Source organism: Campylobacter concisus (assembly GCF_003048445.1).
Lineage (GTDB): Bacteria > Campylobacterota > Campylobacteria > Campylobacterales > Campylobacteraceae > Campylobacter_A > Campylobacter_A concisus_BF.
In genome coordinates this window covers 58,600-72,185 of sequence record NZ_PIQW01000008.1, presented here as the reverse complement: position 1 = coordinate 72,185, position 13,586 = coordinate 58,600, and the positions used below count along the sequence as shown (strand labels likewise).

Sequence of the window (13,586 nt, the reverse complement as noted above, 5' to 3'; positions counted from 1 at the left end):
CTTGAAAAAGATCGGTAGGATAAGCGCGCTAAATACGAGAGTTGTTAGGCAAAATTCTGTTATAAGCCTTAGCATTATCGTTGATAAGATGAGGTTTAGTGAGATATTTTCACCTGAGATATATAAATATGAAGTGGGCGACCTAGTCCGGATAAAATATAAAAAGGTTGGGTTTTTAAATAAGATAGAGACAATTAGGCTAATCGCAAAAAGCAGCGAAGAGTCAGGACTTTTTGCAAGGATCGAAAATTTATTTTATTTGCTTGTTGCCTTGTATCTTTGTTTTCTTGCTTTGGGAGTTATCTATTATGGGATCACGTTGGAATTTAGCATTTATAGGCTTTTTGTTATGTTAGCAGCCACTTGTTTTCTATTTTGGATGGGTAAATCCGCATATTTTAGGTTTTTAATTTTTAGATATTTTATATTTGGATAGGTACTTTGAAATTTAAATGTATGAAAGGTTTGCGCCATGATAAGGTCGCTAAATTTGTTTGAAACGGAGCTAAAATGCTAAAAAAACATCCGCTAATCTCTGTAATAATCGCCATTGTTGTGATATTTTTTGCTACCTACTTTTTTATCTTTGGGTTAGTTTCTGTTTTAGATGACGACATTGGCGATAGTAAAGAGTTAAATAATAGCTTTTTTTACGTTAAAGACGACAAGGTCTACGCCATGGTGCCAAGCGGCGGTAAATTTGAGCTGATAGGCGTGAGGGCCAGCAAATTTAGATACATTGACACTGGCAAATACGACAACAGAAACGTTGGCGCTAGCGATAAGGCTGTATATTGTGGTAATCTCGTGATGAGTGGGCTTGATCCAAATGGCGTTAGAGCGCTTGGCAATGGCTACTTTGGCGATGGCAATGTAACATATTTTTGCGATAGCGAAAGCGAGACAAACCTCGAAATATCCGCACTTAAAGAGTTTTGGGACATCGTCTCACACAAAATGTTTAATACCCCAAAAGCGCAAACTCATATCTATAAATTTAGGCAGGTTGATAATGTAAATTTAGCAGCGATCTTGGGCTTTGGCTACGCAAGTGACGGAGTAAAGGTCTATTATGAGGGCAAAGAGCTAGAGGGCGCAAATGCCAGCAAAATGCGCTACATCGAGCAGGCATCTGGCAGAAAGAGCATGCATTTTACGACTGACGGAGAAAATGTCTATTATGACAGCACAAAACTAGGGATCAAATTTAGCCCACAAATGCGTGATATCGGCGAGATATGGCGCATTCACTATCTTTATGAGCCAAATTCTGGCATGGTCTATGCAAATAACCATGAATTTGACCCAAAATTTGCCCCATACGAGCCACTTTTTAACCTAGAAGACAGGCACACCTATCATGCGCTCTTTCGTGGCAAAGGCGGTATCTATCACTGGGAGCGAAAGTGGCAGTGGTATAACAGCATAGATGAGGGCGAGTTTGTAAGAGACGGAGACGATCCTTTTAAAGGCGAGATAACGCCGCTATATGGCGACGTGGTGATAAGTGATGGCAAGACATATTTTCTAAAAACCTATGAAATTTGGCACAACACAAAAATTAGCCACGGCCTAAGCTCACGCCACACTTGTATCGTTAGGCTCGATACAAAAGAACAGTGGCGAAAGATCGGCCTTGTAAGAAACGATGGCTACGGAGCGGTCTATGCAAACGGCGATAAGACATATTATTTTGATAATGTCGGTTACGGCTGGCGTTTTAACAGCAGCGTTTATGATATAAACGACCTTGGCGTGGTTGAAATCCTCACTCGTCCTTATGACTCAAATGTTGAGAATTTAAAACTTGATGAGATAGTAAAAATGGTAGATCAAGGCGCTATGGTGCCAGCTGATGGCGAGGTGGTGATCGATGCGATAAGCGACTTTGATGATTACTCGCAAAAATATGCCTACTGGATATTTTTAGCCATCGCATTTGTGCTCTCGGTGGTTGGCGCTATTTTTAAAAACAAAAAGCAAAACAGCGAGCTTAAAAAAAGGGTGGATGATTATAGATAATGAGAAAAATTGCGACTAAGATCCTTTATCTTTTTGTCATTTTGACGCTATTTTTTGTTTTGGCGATGCTTTATCTATGGCATGAGGGCGAGTATCAAAGAAGCTTTGCAAACATTGATAATAGCGAGTTTTACCGCTCACCAGAGGGTAAAATTTACGTTCAAATTTCAGGCAGTGGCAAGTATGAGCTAAAAGGCGTCGATGAGGCTAGTTTTAGGGTTTTAAAGCTAAAACACGCGTATGATTACTCAAATGTGGCGGCTGATAAAAATCATGTCTATTGCGCTAGAGAAATTTTGCCAGGTCTTGATCCAAACAGCACAAAAGTGCTTGGCAATGGCTATCTAAGTGATGGCAAGATAAGCTATTATTGCGCCACTAGAAGCGAGAAAGAGGCGGGATTTAGCGAATTTGGCGCCATTATGAAAAACCTTGTTCACGTCTTTATAAAAAGCTACGATGATAGCCCTTATTTTTACAGGACAAAAAGGGTTGAAAGCACAAATTTAGAGCCTATATTTGACGCTGGCTTTGCAAGAGACGGCGGCACGCTTTACTACAAGGGCGAAAAGCTTGACGCAGATCCTAACGAGCTAAGATACATCACGACAGAAAACGGCGCTGCTAGCGGATATTACACAGACGGCAAAAGCTTGTTTTTAGGCTTTTATAGGCTTGATGCAAGATATTCAGATGGGACGCGCCAGATATGCTATGACCCAAAGCACGATATAGAATATCTTTTTGAGCCAAAAAGTGGGGCGGCGTTTGCAAATGAGCTCAAATTTAGCGCTCAAAATATGCCTTATAGCGCCATTTATAGCGTGGATAACGTGCATTCGTTTTGGCCTCTTTTTGCAAGCAAAAATGGAATTTACTTTTGGGATGGCAGTAAAAATGAGCAGGCTAAAATTTCAGACTACCAGCTAAAAGGCGAGCTAAAAAGGCTCTATGCTGACGTTTTTGTAGATGATAGCTCAGCATATTTTTTACAACAAGGCGAAGAGTGGCAGCGCTCAAAGCACGGCAGGCACTTAGTGGCACAAACCGTCTCTTTGTATAAATTTGCCCCAAGCTCATCATGGCGCGAGATAGGACTGGTAAAAGATGGCGAGTATGGCGCGGTCTATGCAAACGGCGATAAGGTCTATTTTTTTAGCAGTATAAAGCCATTTTATGGCATTAGACATAGCGTTTATGAGGTGGCAGATCTTAGCGTCATAGAAATTTTAACAAGGCCGTCTAAAGAGCTTAGCGCAAAAGATATCAGCGAGATGATAAAGCGCGGCGAGCTAGTGGAGGCAAGCGGCGAAGAGGTCGCTAGATCTAGGATAGAGTTTGACTCGCCAAAGATCATCTTGTATATCACATTTGGCATCGCTTTTTTCGTCATAGTGCTAACAACTCTTGCAAAACCAAAGAGAGATGAAAGAGACTTGAGATAAATTTCAAAGTGGCTATTTTTGGTGGTTAAAGCTTAAAATTTCATAAAAATTTAAAGAGAAAATTTGACCTATTTACTCTTTTTTGTTATTTTAAGGCAAAACTGAAATTTATAAAAAGGAGAAAAATGTTTAAATTTCAAAGGTCAAAATTTAACAACTCAGTATTTATCCCATCGCTTGTTATCATATTTTTAATAGCGGCATTTGCAGCGATATTTCCAAATTTCTCAAATGAGTTTTTTAAGGGTATGCAAAACTACATCGCGGCCAAATTTGGCTGGTTTTATATCCTAGTCGTTGCCGTCATACTGCTAAGCGTCATCATTCTTGGCTTTAGTAAGCTTGGCGAGATCAAGCTTGGAGCTGACCATGTAAAGCCAGAGCACAAAAATATCTCGTGGTTTTCTATGCTTTTTGCCGCTGGCATGGGCATAGGTCTAGTATTTTTTGGTGTGGCCGAGCCGCTCATGCACTATCTAAACCCACCAGTTGGCGACGCGCAAACTATCGCAGCGCAAAAGCTTGCGTTGAATATCACATTTTTTCACTGGGGCATGAGCGCATGGTCAGTTTATGCTATCGTAGCGCTAATTCTAGCCTTTTTCTCGTATAGACACGGCTTGCCACTAACGCTTAGATCGGCGTTTTATCCGATCATCGGAGATAAAATTTACGGCAAGATAGGTAGTGCCATCGATACATTTGCCGTCGTAGCGACCCTTTTTGGCGTGGCGACATCGCTGGGATATGGCGTACTTCAGGTAAATGCTGGCCTTACGCACGTTTTTGGCCTGCCGACTATGCATATCACGCTTCTAATAGTGCTTTGTTTTGCAGCTACTATCTCAGCGGCAAGCGGCGTGGATAAGGGCATCAAGATCTTATCAAACGCAAATATCGCGCTAGCTATATGTTTTATGTTTTTGATACTATTTTTGGGCGATACGACGCAGCTTCTAAAGTCGTTTGTGCAAAACAGCGGCGACTACATCTCTACGCTCATCTCAAACACTTTTAACCTCTACGCCTATGAGAGGCAAAACGAGAGCTGGCTTGGCGGTTGGACGCTGCTATACTGGGCTTGGTGGCTATCTTGGTCGCCATTTGTGGGGCTATTCATCGCTAAAATTTCAAAAGGCAGAACGATAAGAGAATTCGTTATAGGCGTGCTTTTAGTGCCGACTGGCTTTACCTTTGCTTGGATGAGCTTCTTTGGCAACTCGGCGATCTCACTCGTGCAAAATGGCTTTAGCCAGCTAGCAACGACCGTAAATTCTGACTCAGCCTCAGCGCTATTTATGTTTTTAGAGAAATTTAGCTTCTCAGGCGTGCTAAGCGTGATCGCAGTCTTTATGATCGTCATATTTTTCGTCACTTCTGCTGACTCAGCAGCGATCGTTATGAACATGCTTTGCTCAAACGGCAAAGACGATACGCCAGTTTGGCAAAAGGTCTTTTGGGGCGTTACAGTGGGCGTCGTGGCAGCATTTTTGATGCTAGCTGGTGGTCTTGGCTCACTTCAGGCACTTACGATCACCACAGCACTGCCATTTTCCATAGTGCTACTTGGCGCCATTTATGGGCTATTTAAGGCGTTACGTGTGGATCTAACCAAAAAAGAGACAAATAACTTTAGCAACATGCCCATTAGTGATCTTTCAAAGCCGTGGCAAGAGCGCCTAAGTGCGATCATTACGCTACCAGGCAAGAAAGATGGCAAGAAATTTTTAAACGAGGTTGTACTAAAAGCTTTTAACGAGCTAAAAGAGGAATTTGCCAAAAACGGCCTTGAAGCAAAGGTCACAAATGGCGAAAATTTTGTAAATTTAAATGTCGGACTTGGCGACGAGATGGACTTTAGATATGGCGTCTATCTCACTAAGAGCCATAGTCCAGACTACACCAGAGAGCTTGACGGCGACGATCTTTACTACAGGGCCGAGGTCTATCTAAAAGAGGGCGGTCAGGACTACGATGTGCTTGGCTGGAGCGAAGCCACACTGATAAATGATGTCATAGAGCAATACCGCAAACACATGCAGTTTTTACACGTCGTTAGAGAGTAAATTTGAATGAAATTTGCCTAGATTTTTAAAATTTCTAGGCAAATTTGCAAATTCAATCTAGTTGTTCCGCAAATTTTAAAAATCCATTTACCCCTAAGAATTGACTACTAAAATTTGGCTTTGCTTACAGCTTAGCTCAAATTTTAGAGCCGAAATTACTCGCTCATGAAATTTTAAAATTTGCCTTATGCTTATCTGGCGTGATAAATAAAAAATGCCGTAGTTTTTTAACTGCATGCAGTGCGCCAGCACCATTGCATGCTACCTCTAACGTGCGAGAGGTTTTTACTCGGGCTTCGCCTCGTAACTGCAAGCAGACGAGGGATTTAAAAAGGGGGATAAGGGGACGGCTTCGTGTCTGCCCTGCAGTTGCGAGCCTGCGAAGCAAAATTCAAGTCCACTTGTCTCCCTTTTAAATAAAAAGAAATTTACAAATTTAATCAAGCTATCTTTTAAATTTTAAAATCTCATTCACTCGCAAGAATTGACTACTAAAATTTGGCTTCGCTTGCAGCTTAGCTCAAATTTTAGAGCCGAAATTACTCGTTCATGAAATTTTAAAATTTGCTTGAGTTTCTTTGTCATAAAACGCATGCAGTGCTTTAGCACAATTGCATGCACCTTGAACGTGCGAGGGGTTTGGGGGATTTAAAAAGGGGGATAAGGGGACGGCTTCGTAATTCAAGTCCCCTTGTCTCCCCTTTTGGATAAATTTACTTTGCAAGTAAAATTTTAAAATCTTACTCACTCGCCTTAGCAGCTTACTAAATTTAGGGCTCATAAATATTCGCCACTAAATTTAGAGCCGTGATATGCCAGCTCTAATTTTAAAATTTAAATTACAGATTTTAAAAATAAATTTACTATTTTTTCAAATTTTAAAATTCCATTCACTCGCAAGAATTGACTACTAAAATTTGGCTTCGCTTGCAGCTTAGCTCAAATTTTAGAGCCGAAATTACTCGTTCATGAAATTTTAAAATTTGCCTGATACTTGCCCAATAATAAACCGCATGCAGTGCATCAGCACCTTCGTATGCCCCTCGCACGTTAGAAGTTGCTGTGCTACGCACAGGTTTTGATACGTAAAATTGCAATATCACATCAAAAGCTTAAATAAAATTTTATATAATCCCTCTTTTACAAAGGCGTAGCGACTTTACAAAAAGGAGGCAAATGAGCCAGAAAAGTCCAGTTTTAAATTTTGCACCAGCTGATGATGAGGTGCTTGCTTTTTTGTCAAATTTGGGTCAAAAATGGCACAAAAGCGATGATGTAGCAGACTTTATAGAGCGAAATTTTACCTTTGTCGGTTCAAAACCGCTTTTACAAAATTTAAAAGATTATAAAACGGCTGATTATAAAAAATTCGCTGATATTAAAAATTTTCTAAGCTCACACACAAGCGTTCAAAGTAAAATTTTAAGTGGCGAGATAAGCTACGTCGGCGATAGTCTAACTAGCCTAGAGCTTAAATTTGCGCCTGAATGCTTTTATGATTTTTTAAAATTTATGGTTGAAAATGTCCCGCAACATCACTATTTTTGCAGCCCAAAAGAGGGCTGGATATTACTCATTGCGATGGAGGGATACGTAGAATTTGGTGTTTTAGATAAACAGACTTTTTGATTAAATTTACACGCAAATTTAAAAATAAATTCCGTCCATAAAAGTCCTAAAATTTAGCAAAAAAGCCAAATTTACACGCAAGCATCGCCTTTTGCTAGCAAAATTTAATCATTTTTTTTATATAATCCACATTTTTTACAAAGGTAGATAATATGGATAGAAAATCGTGGAGTTCAAGACTTACATACATTTTAGCTGTTGCAGGGGCTACGGTCGGCTTTGGCGCGACGTGGCGGTTTCCTTACTTGGTCGGTCAAAACGGCGGTGGGGCCTATGTTCTCGTGTTTTGCATAGCGATGATAGTCATTGGTATTCCTATGATTTTGGTTGAAAATGCCATCGGTAGGCGCCTAAAGTGCAACGCCGTTGATGCATTTGGCGGCACGATAAATGGCAAAAAGATTAGCAAAAAGTGGCAGATAGTCGGCTGGATGGGCCTTGTTGGCGCATTTGGCATCATGGCTTATTATATGGTTATCGGAGGCTGGGTCTTAAACTATATCGCTCAAATTTCATTTGGTTTGCTTGATCTATCGCACATCGTGAGCTTTGAGCAAACTAGCGCATTTTACGAGCAAAATATCGTCAGCAACCCGCTAGCCATCAGCTTTGCGACCCTTGTTTTTGTTCTGGTTAATTACGCTATCTTGGTGCAAGGCGCAGTTGGCGGCATCGAGCGCTCAGCAAAATATCTAATGCCACTGCTTTTTATCTTGATGCTCGTCATGATCGCTAAAAACATCACGCTTGATGGTGCGATGAGTGGTGTGAAATTTTATTTAACGCCTGATTTTTCAAAGATAAGCTTAAAGCTTTTTGTAGAGGTTTTGGGGCAGGTTTTCTTTGCACTCTCACTCGGATTTGGCGTGATGATAACGCTCTCAAGTTTTGTGAAAAAAGACGAGGGCTTAGTTAAAATTTCTATCATCACAGGCATCTTAAACACCGTCATAGCCGTGCTTGCTGGCTTTATGATATTTCCGTCGCTCTTTAGCTACGGCGTCTCGCCAGATAGCGGGCCGAGCCTAGTTTTCAAGTCGCTTCCGATCGTCTTTTCGCACATGCCTTTTGGCGGATTTTTCGCGGTGGCGTTTTTCGCGCTTCTTATGATCGCTGCGCTTACGACGTCGCTACCGATATATGAAGTGATCATTACAACGCTGCAAGAGAAATTTAAGATAAAACGCAAAAAAGCTATATTTTTAGTGCTTAGCATCATCTTTGTGCTAGGGAATTTACCATCGCTAATGGCTACAAATTTACTAAGCCATGTGAGCATTTTTGGTAAAAATATCTTTGACGCATACGACGCGATAAGTGCGACCATATTTTTCGTGCTGACCTCACTTGGATGTGCGATATTTGTCGGCTGGGTGCTAAAAGATGAAGCGAAAAAAGAGATCTTGCAAGGCAGCGAAAAGTACGCAAAGCTCATAAATATTTGGTTTTTCTATATCAAATTTATCGTGCCTTTTGTCATTTTGGTGCTATTTATCAGTAGTTTTTACGACAACTTTTTGAAGTGAAATATGCGTGAGCTTGTAAATTTTGATAGCGGCGAGCGTTTATGGCTTGGTGTAGAGGATAAAGCTTTGGTGAGTGTGAGTCAAAAAGGCGGTAAAACAAAGCAGAGTAAAAAAGAATTTGCAAGCGAGACAGAGGCTAAAAAAGCCTGCATTAAAAAAGAGTGGGAGAGCCTAAAAAAGGGCTTTATCCTGCAAAATAGCAAGGCAAAAGCCGGCAAAGCGAGCCTGCATGTCTATATCGGCGGCGGATACACTGGTGCGCTCTCGTTTGCAAGCGTAAGAGATGAAATTTATGTCTATAAAAGTGGCTGTCAAAAAGATGGAGGCAAGCCTAGTGATATTTTGGTGAGACTTGATCGAAGCGGCGCTATAAAAGAGCAGATCGCCTTGCCAAAGCCGCTTGTGTGGGACGCCCAGCGTGCAAGCGAAAATTTGCTTTTAGACCTTGATCATGAAATTTACATTTTTGAGCCAAAAGAGGCTAAATTTAGTGAAATTTTAGCCGAGCAAAATATTAAGAAAAGTAGCGAGATAGCTAGCTTTATCTGCGCTTCAAATGATATGGCGGTTTTTGGCATGTTTGGGCAGATTTTTGTCTTTTGTGAGGGTAAAATTTCAAAGCTTGGCGAGTATAAATGCAGCACAAAAAGCCACGTGCCGATACTTTGCGCAGCTCTTAGTGCGGATACTAGCATGCTTGCGCTTTGCACAAAAGAGAATGAACTGCAAATTTTAAACGCAAAAAATGGCGAAATTTTAAGCGAAGCAATAGCCGAATTTGGCGCGCTTGATAAAATTTGCTTTTTGGACGAAAGCACGCTTTTGATTAGGCAATATCTTGAAAACAAGCTATTTTGCCTTGATATAAAGAGCGCAAAGGTGACAAAACAGCCTTGGATAAAGGACGAGTATCTAAGAGCGAGCGAGTTTTGCGTGGAGGCTGGCAAGCTTGTAGTGGTAGATCAAAGCAGAGCCTACGTCACCAATCTAAAAAGCGGCGATGTGAGGGTGGAATTTACGCTAGATCATGTCGTGAAAAACTGCGAGGCTAAATTTATAGATGGCAAGCTCGCAGTTAGAACGGACTATGGCTGCTTTAGTCTTTATGAAATTTAAGGGAGAATATGTTTTATACACTTTTATTTATTTACATTTTTTATGTGATTTTTAAACTATTTTTGGCGAATTTACAGATCGGCTTTGTAAGGGCTGAAGCTAAAAAAGAGCCAGTTGTGCTTGAAGCGATCGAATACAAAAACGCCGCAGACGCCGCCGTGACAAACCTAAAATTTGAAATTTTTAGCCTCATCTATCACGCCGTTATCTTCTTTGCGTGGATAAGCTTTGGGCTAAAAATGCTCTCAAGCGCTTGCCTAAAAGATGGCACTACGTTTGAAAATATCCTCTTTGTGATGAGCTTTTTGCTGATATCGTCGCTGCTTGATCTACCGCTAAATATCTACGAGAGCTTTGTAAAAGACAAAAAGCTTGGCTTTTCAAATATGAGCGCAAAGATATTTTTAGTTGATACTATAAAGTCGCTAGCGCTAATGCTCATTTTTGGCTCGGCCTTCGTCTGGCTCGTGCTTTTATGTATAAATTTTCTTGGAGAGTTTTGGTGGTTTTGGGCGTTTTTGCTAAGTTTTGGCATCGCTTTAATTATAAATTTAATATACCCAACGCTCATCGCGCCTATTTTTAATAAGATGTCGCCGCTTGAAGATGGCGAGCTAAAAGGCTCGATAGAGGATTTGCTTAAAAAATGCGGCTTTAAAAGTAGTGGCGTTTTTACGATAGACGCTAGCAAGCGCGACAACCGCTTAAATGCCTATTTTGGCGGGCTTGGAGCGACAAAGCGAGTGGTGCTTTTTGATACGCTCGTAAAAAAGCTAAGCACCGCGGAGATCGTGGCGGTTTTAGGGCATGAGCTTGGGCACTTTAAGCATAAAGATATCCTAAAAATGATAGCGCTAAGTGCCATTATGCTATTTTGTCTATTTTTCATCTTTGGAAACGTTAGTGCTGGCGCATACGAGGCGATAGGGTTAGGGCAAAATGGCGCTAGTATCATCATCTTTTTGGTGCTTTTTTCGCCTATTTTTAGCTTTCTTTTTTCGCCGATCATCTCATATTTTAGCCGTAAAAATGAATTTGGCGCAGACAAGTTTTCAAAAGAAATTTCAAACAAAAACGACATGATAAACGCCCTAACCAAGCTTGGCAGCGAAAACAAAGCATTTCCAAAGTCGCACTGGCTTTACTCATTTGTCTATCACTCGCACCCAAGCCTTTTTGAGCGGATAAATGAGCTAGAAAATGAGAGTTGAAGAGGCGCTTAAAGAGGCGAATTTAAGACTAAAGTCGCTTTGTGAGAATCCAAGCAGAGTAGCTAGGGTTTTGCTCATGAGCTACCTTGATGTGAGCATCGAGTGGATATTTTTAAACCAAAAGAGCGAATTTGATGAGAGCGGCTACTTTGCCCTCGTAAAGCGCTTTGAAAATTATGAGCCACTTGAATATATAACTGGCAAGGCTGGCTTTTATGGCTTGGAGTTTGAGGTAGAAAGTGGCGTTTTGATACCGCGCCCCGAGACTGAAATTTTAGTTGATAAAGTGCTTGAGATTGCAAGCAGCTATAAAGCACCAAAGATCGCTGAGATCGGCACTGGCAGCGGGATAATAAGTGTCATGCTAGCTCTAAAAACAAACGCTAAAATAGTAGCCACCGATATAAATGAAAAGGCTCTAAATTTGGCTAAAAAAAATGCGCTTAAATTTAATGTAAGCGAGAAGATCGATTTTGTAAAGTGCTCTTATATCGATGAAATTTCAGGTGATATCGACATCTTGGTCTCAAACCCGCCTTATATCGCACGAGACTATAAACTTGATAAATTTGTGATAAACGAGCCGCATGAGGCGCTATTTGGTGGCGAAGTCGGAGATGAAATTTTAAAAAATATCATCCTTATCGCTAGAAATCGCAGCATAAAAAATATCGCCTGCGAGATGGGATATGATCAAAGAGCGAGCATGGAGATGGCACTAAAAGTTAATGGCTTTAAAAGCGCTTTTTACAAGGACTTAGCGGGCTTTGACAGGGGCTTTTGCGCAAGTTTAAAACTATAAAGGAGAGAGATTGAGAAGCATCTATTTTTTACTATTAGCAGCGGTGATCGGCACTGAGCTAACGCTTGGAATTTTGGTCGCACCAGTTATATTTTTCCCACAAAGCATCATAGGCGAGGGGGTGCTTACGCATTTTATGAGCGGACAGATGATGACAAAGATATTTTTAAAATTTAACTATGTTTTGCTATTTGTAAGCGCATTTGTGGCAGTTAGCGAGCTCTTTGATCTAAGAAAAAAGCTTGCATTTTCACTAAAATTTAGCACATTTATGCTCTCGTTTTTAAACTTAGTCTTAGCACTTAGCTTTGTCTTTATCTTCACGCCTTTTATCGTGCAGGCTCAAAGCCTAGGTGCTGATGCGACGCAGACAGCAGAGTTTGCCAAGATGCATAGCGCAAGCGAATATGTGATGAAAGTGGTGCTTGTTTTGCAGCTCATTTTGTTTTTTATGAAATTTAAGATCAGTCAAGATGAACGCCAAGCCTGATATCCAAATTTTAACGAATTTTTTAGCCGAATACACAACCGCGATGGTGAGCGCTGGCACATACACTGCGCGCGTAGAAAAGTGCGTCGACCGCATAGCCAATCACTACGGCTACGACGTTAGCGTGACCATTTTTGTGAAGTATTTTACCATTAGCGTGATGGACTCACAGGATAACTCCTTGCGCCGAACTTATGTGAGAAAGATCCCTCTAGGGCAGGTTAGCTTTAATAGAATTTCTGAGCTATCCTCACTTAGCTGGCAAATTTTAGACGAGGGTTTAAGTTTAGATGAAGCTAAAGAGAGCTTTGATGGCGTGATGAGTGTCAGTGCAAATAAATTTGCTAGCTCACTTATCTTGATAAGCCTTGCAAATGCGGCATTTTGCAGACTTTTTGGAGGCGATGCTGGCTCGGTTGTTTGCATATTTTTTGCAACGCTTGTTGGCTACACTCTTAAATTTACCCTTGCGAAAATGGGTGTAAATTTAAAAATTCAATACGTCCTAACATCCTTTGTCGTCTCATTTATCGCCTATCTTGGCGTATCTTACGGGCTTACACATACAAGCGACGTGGCGATAGGCTCATCTGTGCTCTTTATGATGCCCGGCGTTTTTCTCATAAATTCAGTCTTTGACATCCTAAATGACAACACCCTTGTTGGCATCAGCAGGGCCATAAGCACGGGCATCCTTATACTTTGCATGGCTGTTGGCGTCTATATCACGCTAACGCTTAGCAGTGCGGAGATATTAAATGTTTGAGCTTTTTAGTGAAACGCTTGTAGATGCTGGCTTTGCTGCGGTGGCTGGACTTGGCTTTGCCTATGCTAGCTCGCCTCCAAAAAGAACTCTCATCTTTTGCGCTTTGCTCGCTGCATTTGCGCATGCTAGCCGCTTTTGGATCATGCAGATGGGATTTTTCAACATCAGTGTCGCAACGCTCATTGTCTCTTTTATGAGTGGAATTTTAGGCATGCTCTTTGCCAAACGGCTAAAGGTGCCAGCTGAGATCATCGCATTTCCAGCGCTTTTGCCGATGGTGCCAGGAGTTTTTGCGTATAAAGGGATATTGGCACTTTTTTCATTTTTAAATGAGACAAGTATCGCTAAGAAAAATGAGTATTTGATCATATTTTTTGATAACGCTATCACGACTACGACGGTCTCACTAGCGCTTGGCGTGGGTGTTTCGGTGGTGCTTATCTTGTTTTATGATCAGTCACTTACGATAACTAGAGGCGCTAAAGGCAAGCCTAGTAAGAGCAAATGAAAATT

12 protein-coding genes are annotated in these 13,586 nt (G+C 41.1%); all 12 read left to right on the top strand.

The window, feature by feature from the left end; all coding sequences use genetic code 11:
• The first annotated feature begins 1 nt into the window (after position 1).
• Entirely contained in the window at positions 2-436 is a 435-nt protein-coding gene (locus CVT14_RS06140) for a hypothetical protein (protein WP_107849940.1), read from the top strand.
• A gap of 74 nt (positions 437-510) precedes the next feature.
• Entirely contained in the window at positions 511-2,022 is a 1,512-nt protein-coding gene (locus tag CVT14_RS06135; RefSeq protein ID WP_107849939.1) for a DKNYY domain-containing protein, read from the top strand.
• Positions 2,022-3,467 carry a DKNYY domain-containing protein gene (locus CVT14_RS06130; protein WP_107849938.1) on the top strand — a complete coding sequence of 482 codons (1,446 nt, stop codon included), beginning with the start codon at positions 2,022-2,024 and terminating at the stop codon, positions 3,465-3,467. The genes CVT14_RS06135 and CVT14_RS06130 overlap by 1 nt, the downstream gene beginning before the upstream one ends.
• A 125-nt stretch (positions 3,468-3,592) precedes the next feature.
• On the top strand, positions 3,593-5,533 hold the full coding sequence (locus tag CVT14_RS06125; RefSeq protein WP_107849937.1) for a BCCT family transporter: 1,941 nt from the start codon (positions 3,593-3,595) through the stop codon (positions 5,531-5,533).
• A 1,176-nt stretch (positions 5,534-6,709) separates the two neighbouring features.
• Positions 6,710-7,162: a hypothetical protein gene (locus CVT14_RS06120; RefSeq protein WP_021089816.1), complete on the top strand. Its 453-nt coding sequence runs from the start codon at positions 6,710-6,712 to the stop codon at positions 7,160-7,162.
• Positions 7,163-7,314: 152 nt separating this feature from the next.
• Positions 7,315-8,688 carry a sodium-dependent transporter gene (locus CVT14_RS06115; RefSeq protein ID WP_035170154.1) on the top strand — a complete coding sequence of 458 codons (1,374 nt, stop codon included), beginning with the start codon at positions 7,315-7,317 and terminating at the stop codon, positions 8,686-8,688.
• A gap of 3 nt (positions 8,689-8,691) precedes the next feature.
• On the top strand, positions 8,692-9,804 hold the full coding sequence (locus tag CVT14_RS06110) for a hypothetical protein (RefSeq protein ID WP_021089847.1): 1,113 nt from the start codon (positions 8,692-8,694) through the stop codon (positions 9,802-9,804).
• Between the two features lie 8 nt (positions 9,805-9,812).
• Positions 9,813-11,015, top strand: a complete 1,203-nt coding sequence (locus CVT14_RS06105) for a M48 family metallopeptidase (RefSeq protein ID WP_107849936.1) — start codon at positions 9,813-9,815, stop codon at positions 11,013-11,015.
• Positions 11,005-11,817 (top strand): peptide chain release factor N(5)-glutamine methyltransferase, encoded by an 813-nt coding sequence (gene prmC, locus CVT14_RS06100; protein WP_107849935.1) that lies wholly within the window; start codon positions 11,005-11,007, stop codon positions 11,815-11,817. Before CVT14_RS06105 ends, prmC begins: the two co-directional genes overlap by 11 nt.
• A 10-nt stretch (positions 11,818-11,827) precedes the next feature.
• Positions 11,828-12,307 carry a DUF4149 domain-containing protein gene (locus CVT14_RS06095; protein ID WP_021089800.1) on the top strand — a complete coding sequence of 160 codons (480 nt, stop codon included), beginning with the start codon at positions 11,828-11,830 and terminating at the stop codon, positions 12,305-12,307.
• Positions 12,291-13,073, top strand: coding sequence for a threonine/serine exporter family protein (locus CVT14_RS06090; RefSeq protein ID WP_021089791.1), 783 nt, complete (start codon positions 12,291-12,293; stop codon positions 13,071-13,073). The genes CVT14_RS06095 and CVT14_RS06090 overlap by 17 nt, the downstream gene beginning before the upstream one ends.
• Entirely contained in the window at positions 13,066-13,581 is a 516-nt protein-coding gene (locus CVT14_RS06085; protein ID WP_002940362.1) for a threonine/serine exporter family protein, read from the top strand. Before CVT14_RS06090 ends, CVT14_RS06085 begins: the two co-directional genes overlap by 8 nt.
• Positions 13,582-13,586: the final 5 nt, after the last annotated feature.